Here is a 13,260-nt window from a genome sequence, read left to right as displayed (position 1 = left end):
TTCATGGGTGGGGGAGCGGGCACGGCACAGCGCCCACTCCCCGAAACCTGACCCCTTACAGCTTGGCCGCCGCGTCGAACACCGCGTGGCTGTAGGCGCCTTCCGGCTTCTTGGAGATCACCGGGGCTGACGCGCCCGACATCAGGATGCCGACGGTGCGGTCGAAATCGGCCGGGTCGAGATAGCCGGTGCCCTTGGCGCCGCCGTCGATCAGCTTGGCGACCTCCTGCATCATGGTGGTCTGGTGTTCCTCGGTCTGGGCGCCGGTGGTGTCGTTCTCCAGAACGATCTTCACTGCCTCGGCCTGGTTCTTGGCGGCGTATTCCCAGCCCTTGGCCGAGGCCTTGACGAACTTCGCCAGCTTCTCGACGATCTTGGGATCGGACAGCGACTTCTCGGTGGCGTAGAGGCCGTCCTCCAGCGTCGCCACACCCTGCTCCTGATACTTGAAGACGGTCAGCTCGTCGGCCTTCATGCCGGCTTCGATCAACTGCCAATATTCATTGTAGGTCATGGTGGAGATGCAGGCCGCCTGCTTCTGCAACAGCGGATCGACGTTGAAGCCCTGCTTCAGCACCTTCACGTCCGGGCTGGAGCCGGAGGTGGAGTAGCCCAGCTTGCTCATCCAGGCCAGGAACGGATATTCGTTGCCGGAGAACCAGACGCCCAGCGTGTTGCCCTTGAAGTCCTTGGGATCCTTGATGTTGGCGTCCTTGCGGCAGGTCAGCATCATGCCCGACTTCTGGAACATCTGGGCGATGTTGACCAGCGGCACGCCCTTCTCGCGGCTGGCCAGCGCCGACGGCATCCAGTCGACGATCACGTCGGCGCCGCCGGCGGCGATGACCTGGGTCGGGTTGATGTCGGGGCCGCCGGCCTTGATGGTGACGTCCAGCCCGGCGTCCTTGTAGAAGCCCTTGGCCGCGGCGACGTAATAGCCGGCGAACTGGGCCTGGGTGACCCATTTCAGCTGGAGCGTCAGCGCATCGGCGGCGGCGGCCGGCGCGCCCCAGCCGGCGAGGCCGGTGAGCGCGGTGGCGGCGAGCAGGACGGCGGAGGCAAGGGTCTTCATCGCGTTCGATCCTCTTCTGGCTGGGTTTTGTTTCGTGGCTGCGAAAGGGCGGCGATAAGGATGGCAAAAGGAGGGATATCAGCGTTTGCGGAAAGACGGGTGCCAGGCGGTGACATGCCGCTCCGCCAGTGCCAGCGCACCGTAGAGCAGCGATCCGGTCAGGGCGGCGACGGCGATCGTCGCCCAGACCACGTCCAAATTCATCCGGGCGACCTGGGTGGAGATGCGGAAGCCCATCCCCACCACCGGCGTGCCGAAGAACTCGGCGACGATGGCCCCGATCAGAGCCAGGGTTGAGTTGATCTTCAGTCCGTTGAACAAAAAGGGCAAGGCGCAGGGAAGCCGCAGCATCGCCAGCGTGCGCCAGTAGCCCGCGCCATAGGAGCGCATCAGGTCGAGCTGGATGCGCTCCGCACTCTGCAAGCCGGCCAGCGTGTTGATCAGCATGGGGAAGAAGGTCATCACCACGATGACGGCGGCCTTGGACTGCCAGTCGAAGCCAAACCACATCACCATGATCGGCGCGATGCCCACCACCGGCACGGCGCTGGCGAGATTGCCGAGCGGCAGCAGGCCGCGCGCCAGGAAGGGCAGCCGGTCGGCCAGGATCGCCACGAGGACTCCGGCGCCGCAGCCGATCAGATAGCCGCGCAGGACCGAAATCAGCACCGTCTGGCGGAAATCGTCCCACAGATCGGCGGCATTGGCGGCGAAGGCGGTTGCCACGAGACTTGGCGGCGGCAGCAGGATGGTCGGCACCTGGAAGCCGCGGGTCAGGATCTCCCACAGCATGACCAGCGCCAGCCCGAACAAGGCGGGGCCGGCCAGCCGCACCGGACCGGCGATGCCCGCCAGCAGGGCCAGCACCCGCCACAGCAGCAGCGTCGCGCCGGCCACGTAAAGCCAGAGCCCGCCGGCCTGGGCGAGGGCGTGGCCTTGGTGGAGCAGCACCAGCGGGGCGGCATAGGCGGCAGCGACTCCGGTCAGCAGCAGCAGGGCCTCGCCCAGCGCCGAGCCGGGCAGGCGGCGGGCGAGGATCGTCGCGACGGTCAGGGCGAAGAGGGCCAGGGCCGCCGGTATCTGCGGCAGATAAAGGGTGGCACCCTCAAGCGTGGCGAAGGGCAGCAGCGGGGCGGCCAGCATCACCAGCGGCCAGGGTGCCATGGTGGGGCGGGGCATGTTTGAGCGGCTCATCGCGCACCTCCCCGCCCGCCCGGCACCAGCGCCCGTTCGGCGAGGCCGACGACGGCGACCAGCGTGACGCTCAGCAATGCCGCCATCACCAGGGCGCTCCAGATCTGCACGGTCTGGCCGTAATAGGAGCCGGACAGCAGCCGGGCGCCCAACCCCGCCTGCCCGCCGGTCGGCAGCTCGGCGACGATGGCGCCGACGACGCTGGCGGCGACCGCGATCTTGAGGCTGGTGAACAAATAGGGCAGCGAGGCCGGCAGGCGCAGCAGGCGGAAGGTCTGGGCGGTGCCGGCGCTGTAGGTCCGCATCAGGTCCAGCGTCAGCGGATCGGCGGAGCGCAGCCCCTTCACCATGCCGATGGTGATCGGGAAGAAGCACAGATACATGGCGATGATCGCCTTGGGCAGCAGGCCGGTGAAGCCCAGATTGCCGAGGATCACCACGATCATCGGCGCAATCGCCAGGATCGGCACGGTCTGCGAGGCGATGACCCAGGGCAGCAGGCTCGATTCCAGCGTGCGCGCCTGGACGATCCCCGCCGCCAGCGCCACCCCCAGCACCACCCCCATGCCGAAGCCGGCCAGCGCCGCCCCGGCGGTGACGCCGGTGTGGTAGAGCAGGTTGCGGATGCTGGTCACCGGATAGCCGGTCAGGGAAGTGTAGAGGTCGAGCGCGACCTGATCCGGCGTCGGCAGGATCGGGCGCTTCATCGCCAGGGTGGCGCGGATCAGGTCGGCGGTGGTCCAGCCGTGGCCGGCACGGTTCAGCGCATCGGTCGCCGTCGGCGCGTTCAGCCAGACCGCGCCCAAGTACCACAGCACCAGCACCGCCAGCGCCATGAAGACCACCGGCAGCGTCTTCCTAATCGTCATAGCTGTGGCCCTCCATCAGCCCTTCGCGGACGCGGTGGGCGATGCGCTGGAACTCCGGGCTTTCGCGGATGTCGAGCGTGCGCTCGCGCGGCAGGTCGCGGTCGCAGTCGATGACGTCGAGGATGCGGCCGGGGCGCGGGCTCATCACCACGATGCGGGTGGACAGGAACACCGCCTCGGCGATGGAGTGGGTGACGAAGATGCAGGTCTTGCGGGTGCCGAGCCACAGGCGGGTGAGCTGCAAATTCAGATGGTCGCGGGTGATCTCGTCGAGCGCGCCGAACGGCTCGTCCATCAAGAGCAGGTCGGGGTTGAAGGCAAGGGCGCGGGCGATGGACACCCGCTGCTGCATGCCGCCCGACAGCTGCCAGGGGAATTTCCGCTCGAAGCCGGACAGGCCGACGAGGTCGAGCTGCTCGCGGGCGCGCTGCTGCCGTTCGGCCTTGGGCAGCCCCATGATCTCCAGCGGCAGCATGACGTTGCGTTCCACCGTCCGCCACGGGTAGAGCGCCGGGGCCTGGAAGACATAGCCGTAGGCGCGCTTCAGCCGTGCCTGTTCCGGCGTCATGCCGTTGACCGTCACCTCGCCGGAAGTCGGCTGTTCGAGGTCGGCGACCACCCGCATCAGGGTCGTCTTGCCGCAGCCGCTGGGGCCGATCAGCGAGATGAAGTCGCCCTTGGATATCGACAGGCTGACGTCGCTCAGCGCGTAGACCGGCTGGTCGGCCGTCTGATAGGTCAGGGTCAGGTTGCGGACATCGACGATGGTGCGCGGTGCCGCGTCTGCGGCCGGCGGAACCAGAGTGAGCGGTGCGGGCTGGGCGGCTGGCACGGCGTTCGTCCCTTCGCGTTGTCGTCTCTCGGTGGAGAGGAGAGCAAGAAGCGAGCCAGACGGGGTGGAGGTTCAGTATTTGGCGGATAGGGCATTGTTTTCACGAAGAGAAAACTTGTCCATCGGGACAGGAACTGACGGTGTGGACAGTGTTCGGGCAGGTGTGCTTTTCGTCAGGCGCACAATTTTCGGGCTGAGACTGATTGGGTGGTGAATTTTCGGGCAGCGGAGCCGGAATTCCCCCTCTCCCCCGGGGAGAGGGTCGGGGTGAGGGGGGATGCACTGCGTGGCTTTACCGAGAATCCTCGCCCCGCGACCCCCTCACCCTAACCCTCTCCCCGGGGGGGAGAGGGGACCACGTGTTGGGAGAGGGTACACAACGCCCCCCTTGCCAGTCCTGCCCAGTCCCCGCTAACTGTTCAAACGGCCGACAAACCCCTGGATGCCATGCTCGACAGTTTCCTGCTCGCCTTCACCGCCTTGTTCTCCATTGTCAATCCGCTGGCGATGGCGCTGATCTTCAGTCAGGTGACGGCGGACAGCAGCCCGCGCGACCGGGCGCGGCTGGCGGGGCTGGTCAGCCTCTATTCCGCCATCGTCATGCTGACCGCGCTGTGGGCGGGCGCCTATGTGCTGAACTTCTTCGGCGTGTCGATGGCGGCGCTGCGGATTGCCGGCGGCTTCGTGGTGGCCGAACGGGCCTGGGCTCTGCTGACGGCACCGGAACGGCACGAGGCGCGCAAGCAGGAGCAGGCGGCGCCGACCGGCGACAACGACCGGCTGGCGGAATCGGCCTTCTTCCCGATGACGATCCCCTTCACCACCGGGCCGGGCACCATCTCGGTCGCCATCGCGCTGGGCTCCACCCGCCCGACGCGCGGGGCCGGCGGGCTGATGGAGTTCTTCCTGGGCATGTCGGGGGCGGCGCTGGCGATTGCAGCCCTGATCTGGCTGTCCTACCGCTCGGCCGACCGCATCGTCGCCTTCCTCGGCCCGACGCGGGTGCGGGTGCTGACCCGGCTGTTCGCCTTCCTGCTGTTCTGCGTCGGCGTCCAGATCCTGTTGACCGGTGTTCTGGACGCCTTCCCGCTGCTGTCGCAGAAGGGCTGAATTCAGCTCTTAGGGCGCAGGTCCTGCACCCGCTTGGCCTTGCCGATGGACCGCGCGATGCCGCCGGGCTCGACCACCTCGACGCGGGTGCTGATGCCGATCAGCGACTTGATCGAGTGCTGGAGATGCTTGGCGTGGCCGTCCCATTCCGACGGATGGACGCCGTCATGCATCTCCACCCGGACGGCGAGGTTGTCCATATGGCCGTCGCGGCTCACCACCAGTTCGTAGTGGGGGGCCAGCGCCGGGATCTTGCAGATCAGCTCCTCCACCTGGGTCGGGAAGACGTTCACGCCGCGGATGATGAGCATGTCGTCGGAACGGCCGGTGATCTTGTCCATCCGCCGCATGCCGCGCGAAGTCGGCGGCAGCAGCCGGGTCAGGTCGCGGGTGCGGTAGCGGATGACCGGCATGCCCTGCTTGGTCAGGGTGGTGAAGACCAGTTCGCCGTAGGAGCCGTCGGGCAGCACCTCGCCTGAGTCGGGGTCGATGATCTCGGGATAGAAATGGTCCTCCCAGATCACCGGGCCGTCCTTGGTCTCGACGCATTCGGACGCGACGCCCGGCCCCATCACCTCCGACAGGCCGTAGATGTCCACCGCGTGGATGTTGAAGGTGCGCTCGATCTCCTCGCGCAGCGCGCCGGTCCAGGGCTCGGCGCCGAAGATGCCGACGCGCAGGCTGGTGCCGCGCGGGTCGATGCCCTGGCGGCGCATCTCGTCGGCGATGTTCAGCATGTAGGACGGCGTGACCATGATGATGGTCGGCTTGAAGTCCTGGATCAGCTGGACCTGCTTCTCGGTCTGGCCGCCCGACATCGGCACCACGGCGCAGCCCAGCCGCTCCGCCCCGTAATGGGCGCCGAGGCCGCCGGTGAACAGGCCGTAGCCGTAGGCGATGTGCACGATGTCGTTGCGCGTGCCGCCCGCCGCGCGGATGGAGCGGGCGACGACCTCCGACCAGACGTCGATGTCGCCCTTGGTGTAGCCGACCACCGTCGGCCGCCCGGTGGTGCCGCTGGAGGCATGGACGCGGACGATGTCCTCCATCGGCACGGCGAACATGCCGTAGGGGTAGGCGCGGCGCAGATCGTCCTTCACCGTGAAGGGGAACAGCGCCAGATCCTTCAATTCCTTGAAATCGTCGGGATGGACGCCCTTCGCCTCGCACTTGGCGCGGAAGGAGGCGACGTTGGCGTAAGAGTGACGCAGCGACCATGCCAGCCGCTCCGTCTGCATCGCCACGATTTCGTCGCGGCTGGCGAACTCGTAGCGGTCCATGCCGGCTTTCGCGCCCTGGTTGACGCCGGTCTCGGTCATGATGGACATGGTGCGCTTCTCCCTTCGTGCTGATGCCCGGCGCTTGGCGGCCAGTGTTGCCTTTGTTTGTTGGCCCTATCCGTTCAGACCCGCTCCACCATCATGGCGATGCCCTGGCCGACGCCGATGCACATGGTGCAGAGCGCGCGGGTCGCCTTGCGGTCCTCCAACTCCATCACCGCGCTGGCGACCAGACGGGTGCCGCTGGCGCCCAGCGGATGGCCGAGCGCGATGGCGCCACCGTTGGGGTTCACATGCTCGGCATCGTCGGGCAGGCCCAGCAGGCGCAGAACGGCGAGGCCCTGCGCGGCAAAGGCCTCGTTCAGCTCGATCACGTCGACGTCGCCGATGGCGAGGCCTAGGCGGGCCAGCAGCTTCTGCGTCGCCGGGGCCGGGCCGATGCCCATCACGCGCGGGGGAACGCCGGCCACCGCGGTGCCGACGACGCGGGCGCGCGGGGTCAGGCCGTAGCGCTTCACGGCTTCGGCAGAGGCGACGATCACCGCGGCGGCGCCGTCATTGACGCCCGACGCGTTGCCGGCGGTGACGCTGCCGCCCTCCTTGCGGAAAGGGGTGGAGAGCTTGGCCAGCGCTTCCAGCGTCGTGTCGGGGCGCAGATGCTCGTCGGCGGAGATTATCGTCGGCTCGCCCTTGCGGCGGGGGATGGCGACCGGGACGATCTCGCGGGCGAGGCGGCCCGACTCCTGGGCGCGGCCGGCACGCTGCTGGCTGCGGACGGCGAAGGCGTCCTGGTCGGCGCGGGAGATGTTGTGGTCGGCGGCGACGTTCTCCGCCGTCTCCGGCATGCTGTCGATGCCGAACCTTGCCTTCATCAGCGGATTGACGAAGCGCCAGCCGATGGTGGTGTCGAAGATCTCCGCCTGCCGCGAGAAGGCGCTGTCGGACTTGCCCATGACGAAGGGGGCGCGGGTCATGCTCTCGACGCCGCCGGCGACGATCAGCTCGGCCTCGCCCGCCTTGATGGCGCGGGCGGCCATGCCGATGCTGTCCATGCCGGAGCCGCAGAGGCGGTTGACCGTGGTGCCGGGCACCGTCTCGGGCAATCCCGCCAGCAGCGCCGCCATGCGGGCGACGTTGCGGTTGTCCTCGCCGGCCTGGTTGGCGCAGCCGAGGATCAAATCGTCGACGGCGGACCATTCGACACCGGGATTGCGCTTCATCAGCGCGCTGATCGGCACCGCGGCGAGGTCGTCCGGGCGCACCGGAGCCAGCCCGCCGCCGTAGCGGCCGAAGGGGGTGCGGACGGCGTCGCAGATGTAGGCTTCACGCATGGGAGGCTCCGGGAACGGGGATCACGCTGCCGGCGAGGCGCGCCGACTGGCCGCGGAACAGGCCGACGACGGTGCCGTCCTGACTGGTGACGGTGACGTCGTAGACGCCGGAACGGCCGCGCTTGTGCACTTCGCGGCATTCGGCGGTCAGCAGGTCACCCAGCCTAGCCGGGGCCGGGAAGGTGATGGAGCAGCCCGCCGCCACCGTCACCTCGTTTGCCGCGTTGCAGGCATAGGCGAAGGCGGTGTCGGCCAGGGTGAAGGTCATGCCGCCATGGCCGATGTCGTGGCCGTTCACCATGTCCTTGCGCACGGTCATGCTCATGCGGGCATAGCCGGGGGCGATCTCCAGCAACTCGATGCCATGGGCCTGGGCGCAATGATCGCGCTCGTACATGCCGCGGCCGACCGCTTCGGCGAGGCTTTGGGGGTCGGTGTGGGGCTCAGCCATGGAAGCGGTTTCCTCCGGAAATCTTGCGGCGCAGCAGGGCGGAGGCGCGATAGCGGTCCTCGCCGTAGGTGCGGGCCAGCGCGTCGAGCACGGCCAGCACATGGGGCAGGCCGATGCGGTCGGCCCAGGCCAGCGGACCCAGCGGGTAGTTCACGCCCTTGGTCATGGCGATGTCGATGTCGGCGGCGCTGGCGACGCCCTGCATCGCCGCATCGGCGGCCTCGCTGGCGAGCATGGCGACGGTGCGCATCACCACCAGACCGGGGGCGTCGTCGATCACCGACACCGCTTTGCCCAGCGCCTGGAACAGCCCGGCGGCGACGGCGAGCGCCTCGGGCGGCGTGCCGTCGGCAGGGGCCAGCGCGACGCGGGTCGCTTTGGCGTAGTCCAGCGCGAGGTCGAACAGCACCAGCGGAGCGATGCCGTCCTCCGCCGCCCGCGCGGTGGCGGTGCGGCCGTCGGTCAGGGCCAGGGTAACGCCATCGGCGACGAGCAGGCCGGAGCCGGCGGTTTCCTCCACCGCGATGCCGGCCTCGCGCAGCAGCCCGACCAGCGACGCGGCGGGGCCGAGGTCGCCCTGCACCAGCACGCGGTCGGGTTTCGCGGCCGGTTCGGCGGTGTGCGGCGCCGGCTTGGCGGCGCCGGGGCCGTGGTCGTAGAAGCCGCGGCCGGTCTTGCGGCCGAGGCGGCCGGCCTCGACCAGCTCCTGCTGTATCAGCGAAGGCTGGAAGCGCGGGTCGCCGAAATAGGCGGCATGGACCGAGCGGGTCACGGCGAAGTTCACGTCATGGCCGATCAAATCCATCAGCTCGAACGGCCCCATGCGGAAGCTGCCGGCCTCGCGGGCGACGGCGTCGACGGTGGCGGGGTCGGCCGCCTGCTCCTGCACCAGCCGCAGCCCTTCGGCGTAGAAGGGGCGGGCGACCCGGTTGACGATGAAGCCGGGGGTGGAGCGGCAGCGCACCGGGCTCTTGCCCCACGCCTTGGCCGTGTCGAACAGCGTGTCCAGCACCGCGGTGTCGGTGGCGAGGCCGCTGACGATCTCGACCAGCGCCATCAGCGGCGCGGGGTTGAAGAAATGCAGGCCCGCCAGCCGCTCCGGCCGCCGCACCCCGGCGCCGATGGCGGTGACCGACAGCGACGAGGTGTTGGTGGCGAGGATGGCGCCCGCGCCGACGATGCCCTCAAGTTCGGCGAACAGGCGGCGCTTGACGTCGAGATCCTCGACGATGGCCTCCACCACCAGGCGGGCGGGGGCGAGGTCGGACAGTCCGTCCACCGCGCGCAGCCGGTCCATTGCGGCGTCGCGTTCCGCCGCCGTGCGCTTGCCCTTCTCGACCAGCGCGGTCAGCGCCTTGGCGATGGACCCGACGGCGGCCTGGGCGGCACCGGGGCGGGTGTCGACCAGCAGGACCGGGTGGCCGGCCTGCGCCGCGACCTGGGCGATGCCCTGGCCCATGGCGCCGGCCCCGACCACCGCGACGGTGACGGAGGGAGCGAGCGCCGCCATCACCGCCCCTCGAACTTCGGCGCACGCTTCTCCACGAAGGCCGACACGCCTTCGCGATAGTCGTGCGAGCGGCCGGCCTCGCGCTGGAGGTCGCGCTCCAGGTCGAGCTGGGTATCGAGGTCGTTGGCCGAGGAGGCGTTGAGCGCCTGCTTGATAAAGGCCAGACCACGCGTCGGCTGGGTGGCGAGATGGCGGGCGAGCGCACCGGCCTCCGCCATCAGCGTGTCGTCGTCCACCGCCTTCCAAATCATGCCCCAGGCTTCCGCCTGCTCGGCCGGGACCTTGTCGCCCAGCATGGCGAGGCCCATGGCGCGGGCATGGCCGACCAGACGCGGCAGGGTCCAGGTGCCGCCGCTGTCGGGGATCAGCCCGATCTTGCAGAAGGCCTGGATGAAGCTGGCCGAGCGTGCCGCCAGCACGATGTCGCAGGCCAGCGCGATGTTGGCCCCCGCCCCGGCGGCAACGCCGTTCACCGCGCAGACCACCGGCATCGGCAGGCTGCGCAAGGACCGGATCAGCGGGTTGTAGTTGGTCTCGATCGACACGCCGAGGTCGGGACCCTGGGCGCCGGGCGCGACGGCACGGTCGGACAGATCCTGTCCGGCGCAGAAGCCGCGCCCGGCGCCGGTCAGCAGCAGGCAGCGCACCGACTTGTCGTCGCGCACCTCGGCGATGGCCTCGCGCAACTCCTCATGCATCGCCGCGGTGAAGCTGTTCAGCCGGTCGGGCCGGTTCAGCGTGATGGTGGCGACGCCGTCGGCGATGTCGAGAAGGATCGTTTTGTCGGTCATTGCGCGGCTTCCTTCTCGACGGCCAGCACCGGGACGCGGCTCTGCACCACGCGGAAGCGGTTGGCGACGAAGGCGAGGTCGCACAGCGCCGCGTTGGCCGCCGGGTTAGCGCCGGTGCCGTGGAAATCGCTGAAGGCGGCCGACTGGTTGACGAAGACGCCGCCGGTCAGGTTGACCGACAGGGCGACGCCGGCCTCGACGAACAGGTCGGCCGCCTGCTCGATCAGCTGCGGGTCGGTGCTGTAGAGGCCGGTGGTCAGCGCGCCCTTGGTGCGGGTCAGGCGGGCGGCGCGTTCCAGGCTGTCGGCGGTGCTGTCGGTCTTCACGACGATGGAGATCGGGCCGAACAGCTCATGGCCGTACTTGTCCTCGTCGGCCGCGTCCATCGTCAGGATCAGCGGCGTGCGGATGCGGGCGTCGGGGAATTTTGGATGCGTGATGGCGCGCGACGGCAGCACGACGGTGCCGAGCGTCGCCGCCTCGTCGATGCGGGCGAGCGTGGCGTCGGACTGGATGGCGCCCAGCACCTCCACCGCGCGCTCCGGGTCGGACAAGAACTTGTCGACGCCGCCGGCCAGCGCCGAGACCACCTGATCGAAGCTCATGCGATCGGCGCCGGCCTGGATGCCGTCCTTGGGCACGAAGATGACCTGGGTCGTCGTGCACATCTGGCCGGAATAGAGGCTGAGCGTGAAGGCGAGGTTGCGCACCATGCCCTTGGGGTCGTCGATGCTGTCGATGACCACTGTATTGACGCCGGCCTTCTCGGTGTAGACCTGGGCCTGACGGGCGTTCTGCTCCAGCCAATCGCCGAAACCGGTGGAACCGGTGTAGTCGATCACCGCCACCTCGGGCCGCAGCGCCAGATCCTTGGCGACGGTGTCGCCGATGGCCAGCGTGACGAGGTTGGGGTCGAGCCCGCACTCCGCCAGCACCTCGCGCGCGATCCTGACGGTGATGGCGAGCGGCAGGATGGCGGTCGGGCCGGGCTTCACGATCACCGCGTTGCCGGTGACGAGGCTGGCGAACAGGCCGGGATAGCCGTTCCAGGTCGGGAAGGTGGCACAGCCGATGACCAGCCCGACGCCGCGGCCGACCACCTCGAAGCGCTTGTCCATCACCAGCGGCGGGTTCTTGCCCTGCGGCTTCTCCCAGCGCGCCGTCGGGGTCTGGTCGGTCATCGCCTTCCAGCCATAGGCGACGGCCTCCAGCCCGCGGTCCTGGGCGTGCGGGGCGCCGGCCTGGAAGGCCATCATGAAGGCCTGCCCGGTGGTGTGCATCACCGCGTTGGCGATCTCGAAGCTGCGCGCGTTCAGCCTTTTCAGGATTTCCAGGCAGACGCCGGCCCGGCCGTTCGGCCCTGCCTTGCGCCAGCCCGGCATCGCGGCCTTGGCCGCCTTCACCAGCGCCTCGACGTCCGACACCGGATAGGCGATGCCGAGGTCGAAGCCGAAGGGCGAGCGTTCGCCCCCCGCCGTTCCGGTCACGCCCGGCTGGTCCAGTTCGAACGGCTTGTCGCGGTAGGCCGCGAAGGCCGCCTCGCCATCGGCCGCCGCCGTCTCGCCATAGGCACGCGGGCTCGGCATTTCGGGGAAGGCCGACCAGTAGGCGCGGCTGCGGCAGGCCTCGACGGCCTTCTGCAACGTCGCCTCGTGCGTCTCGAACAGGGATTGCGGGGTGGTGGTCATGGCGGGGCGTTTCCTTTTTCTCGTTGCTTCAGGCGGCGTCGAAGTCGATGACGACCCGTTCGGTCAGCGGGCGCGACTGGCAGGTCAGGACATAGCCGGCCTCGATCTCCCACGCTTCCAGCGAGTAGTTCTCGGCCATCTCCACCTTGCCTTCGCGGACCTTGGCGCGGCAGGTGCAACAGACGCCGGACTTGCAGGAATAGGGCAGGTCGGCGCCATGCCGGTGGGCGGCCTCGAGGATGCTCTCGCCATCGTAAGCCAGGGTGAATTCCTTGCGCTTGCCGTCCTGAAGAACGGCGATGGTGGCGGCATCGGTGGGGCTGTCGGTTGGCGCCTTCTTCGCCGCGGGCCGCGCGGCGGTCGTGGTGCCGAACAGCTCGACATGGATGTTGGCGGCCGGCGTGCCGCAGGCGGCGAGCGCGTCGCGCACCTCCTCCACCATCGGCTGGGGGCCGCAGAGGAAGGCGGCGTCGATGTCCTCGGCCTTCAAGGGACCGGCGCACAGCTCGCGCACCAGAGCGGCGCCGATGCGGCCGCCCAGCAGCCCGGCCTCTTCCGGCTCGCGGCTCAGCACATGGTGGATGACCAGCCGGCCGATATAGCGGTTCTTCAGGTCCTCCAGCTCTTCCCGGAAGATGATGGAGGAGACGGTGCGGTTGCCGTAAACCAGCACGAAGCGGCTCTTCGGTTCCTGCGCCAGCACGGTCTTCAGGATCGACATCACCGGGGTGATGCCGCTGCCGGCGGCGAAGGCGACGTAGGTGCGCGCCGCATTGGGGTCGATGGGGGTGTAGAAGCGCCCCATCGGCGTCATCACCTCCAGCACGGCGCCGGGCGCCAGCGACTGGTTGGCATGGGTGGAGAACAGACCGCCGTCCACCTTCTTCACCGCCACCCGCAACTCGCCGTCGCCTGCACCCGAGCAGATGGAGTAGGAGCGCCGCACCTCCTCGTCGCCGATGCGGGTCTTGAGGGTCAGGTACTGGCCCTGGACGAAGCGGAAGCGGTCGGCGAGATCGGCCGGCACGTCGAAGGCGATCGACACGGTGTCCGCCGTCTCCCGGCGGCACTCGCGGATGGTCAGCGGGTGGAAGCTGGGGCTGGTCATGGGCTCGGGATCCTTAGCGGCGCG

At 69.1% G+C, this 13,260-nt stretch carries 12 protein-coding genes; 1 reads left to right on the top strand and 11 read right to left on the bottom strand.

What is annotated here, in order from left to right; all coding sequences use genetic code 11:
- Positions 1-55: 55 nt before the first annotated feature.
- The 4 genes from VH569_RS04665 to VH569_RS04650 form a co-directional block, all read right to left on the bottom strand.
- On the bottom strand, positions 56-1,072 hold the full coding sequence (locus VH569_RS04665) for an ABC transporter substrate-binding protein (RefSeq protein ID WP_423314345.1): 1,017 nt from the start codon (positions 1,070-1,072) through the stop codon (positions 56-58).
- Positions 1,073-1,150: 78 nt separating this feature from the next.
- Positions 1,151-2,266, bottom strand: a complete 1,116-nt coding sequence (locus tag VH569_RS04660) for an ABC transporter permease (protein WP_423314344.1) — start codon at positions 2,264-2,266, stop codon at positions 1,151-1,153.
- The gene (locus tag VH569_RS04655) at positions 2,263-3,135 is read right to left on the bottom strand and encodes an ABC transporter permease (RefSeq protein WP_423314343.1); all 873 of its coding nucleotides are present in this window, start codon (positions 3,133-3,135) and stop codon (positions 2,263-2,265) included. The genes VH569_RS04660 and VH569_RS04655 overlap by 4 nt, the downstream gene beginning before the upstream one ends.
- On the bottom strand, positions 3,125-3,967 hold the full coding sequence (locus VH569_RS04650) for an ABC transporter ATP-binding protein (protein ID WP_423314342.1): 843 nt from the start codon (positions 3,965-3,967) through the stop codon (positions 3,125-3,127). Before VH569_RS04650 ends, VH569_RS04655 begins: the two co-directional genes overlap by 11 nt.
- Positions 3,968-4,414: 447 nt before the next feature.
- Here VH569_RS04650 and VH569_RS04645 point away from each other — a divergent pair, with 447 nt between their 5' ends.
- Entirely contained in the window at positions 4,415-5,077 is a 663-nt protein-coding gene (locus VH569_RS04645) for a MarC family protein (RefSeq protein ID WP_109051587.1), read from the top strand.
- Between the two features lie 2 nt (positions 5,078-5,079).
- Here VH569_RS04645 and paaK read toward each other — a convergent pair whose 3' ends face one another.
- From paaK to paaE, 7 genes are all read right to left on the bottom strand, one after another.
- A complete protein-coding gene (gene paaK / locus VH569_RS04640) occupies positions 5,080-6,405 on the bottom strand; it encodes a phenylacetate--CoA ligase PaaK (RefSeq protein WP_423314341.1) in 1,326 nt (441 codons plus the stop codon).
- A 74-nt stretch (positions 6,406-6,479) separates the two neighbouring features.
- Positions 6,480-7,688, bottom strand: coding sequence for a 3-oxoadipyl-CoA thiolase (gene pcaF / locus VH569_RS04635; RefSeq protein ID WP_423314340.1), 1,209 nt, complete (start codon positions 7,686-7,688; stop codon positions 6,480-6,482).
- Positions 7,681-8,139, bottom strand: coding sequence for a hydroxyphenylacetyl-CoA thioesterase PaaI (gene paaI / locus VH569_RS04630; protein WP_423314339.1), 459 nt, complete (start codon positions 8,137-8,139; stop codon positions 7,681-7,683). Before paaI ends, pcaF begins: the two co-directional genes overlap by 8 nt.
- A complete protein-coding gene (paaH, locus tag VH569_RS04625; protein WP_423314338.1) occupies positions 8,132-9,649 on the bottom strand; it encodes a 3-hydroxyacyl-CoA dehydrogenase PaaH in 1,518 nt (505 codons plus the stop codon). The genes paaI and paaH overlap by 8 nt, the downstream gene beginning before the upstream one ends.
- Entirely contained in the window at positions 9,649-10,440 is a 792-nt protein-coding gene (paaG, locus tag VH569_RS04620) for a 2-(1,2-epoxy-1,2-dihydrophenyl)acetyl-CoA isomerase PaaG (RefSeq protein WP_423314337.1), read from the bottom strand. The genes paaH and paaG overlap by 1 nt, the downstream gene beginning before the upstream one ends.
- Positions 10,437-12,128: a phenylacetic acid degradation protein PaaN gene (paaN, locus tag VH569_RS04615; RefSeq protein WP_423314336.1), complete on the bottom strand. Its 1,692-nt coding sequence runs from the start codon at positions 12,126-12,128 to the stop codon at positions 10,437-10,439. The genes paaG and paaN overlap by 4 nt, the downstream gene beginning before the upstream one ends.
- A 28-nt stretch (positions 12,129-12,156) precedes the next feature.
- On the bottom strand, positions 12,157-13,236 hold the full coding sequence (gene paaE / locus VH569_RS04610; protein WP_423314335.1) for a 1,2-phenylacetyl-CoA epoxidase subunit PaaE: 1,080 nt from the start codon (positions 13,234-13,236) through the stop codon (positions 12,157-12,159).
- Between the last annotated feature and the right edge of the window lie 24 nt (positions 13,237-13,260).

The organism is Azospirillum sp. 11R-A (assembly GCF_049472615.1).
Classification (GTDB): domain Bacteria; phylum Pseudomonadota; class Alphaproteobacteria; order Azospirillales; family Azospirillaceae; genus Azospirillum; species Azospirillum palustre.
The sequence above is the reverse complement of the archived record's forward strand: the minus strand, read 5'-3'. Positions and strand labels throughout refer to the sequence as shown.

What these genes read in the sequence shown, in the direction of transcription:
- VH569_RS04665 (WP_423314345.1), bottom strand. Translation starts at nt 1,072, where the DNA reads ATGAAGACCCTTGCCTCCGCCGTCCTGCTCGCCGCCACCGCGCTCACC.
- pcaF (WP_423314340.1), bottom strand. Translation starts at nt 7,688, where the DNA reads ATGCGTGAAGCCTACATCTGCGACGCCGTCCGCACCCCCTTCGGCCGC.
- VH569_RS04645 (WP_109051587.1), top strand. Translation starts at nt 4,415, where the DNA reads ATGCTCGACAGTTTCCTGCTCGCCTTCACCGCCTTGTTCTCCATTGTC.
- paaI (WP_423314339.1), bottom strand. Translation starts at nt 8,139, where the DNA reads ATGGCTGAGCCCCACACCGACCCCCAAAGCCTCGCCGAAGCGGTCGGC.
- paaK (WP_423314341.1), bottom strand. Translation starts at nt 6,405, where the DNA reads ATGTCCATCATGACCGAGACCGGCGTCAACCAGGGCGCGAAAGCCGGC.
- VH569_RS04655 (WP_423314343.1), bottom strand. Translation starts at nt 3,135, where the DNA reads ATGACGATTAGGAAGACGCTGCCGGTGGTCTTCATGGCGCTGGCGGTG.
- paaN (WP_423314336.1), bottom strand. Translation starts at nt 12,128, where the DNA reads ATGACCACCACCCCGCAATCCCTGTTCGAGACGCACGAGGCGACGTTG.
- VH569_RS04660 (WP_423314344.1), bottom strand. Translation starts at nt 2,266, where the DNA reads ATGAGCCGCTCAAACATGCCCCGCCCCACCATGGCACCCTGGCCGCTG.
- paaE (WP_423314335.1), bottom strand. Translation starts at nt 13,236, where the DNA reads ATGACCAGCCCCAGCTTCCACCCGCTGACCATCCGCGAGTGCCGCCGG.
- paaG (WP_423314337.1), bottom strand. Translation starts at nt 10,440, where the DNA reads ATGACCGACAAAACGATCCTTCTCGACATCGCCGACGGCGTCGCCACC.
- paaH (WP_423314338.1), bottom strand. Translation starts at nt 9,649, where the DNA reads ATGGCGGCGCTCGCTCCCTCCGTCACCGTCGCGGTGGTCGGGGCCGGC.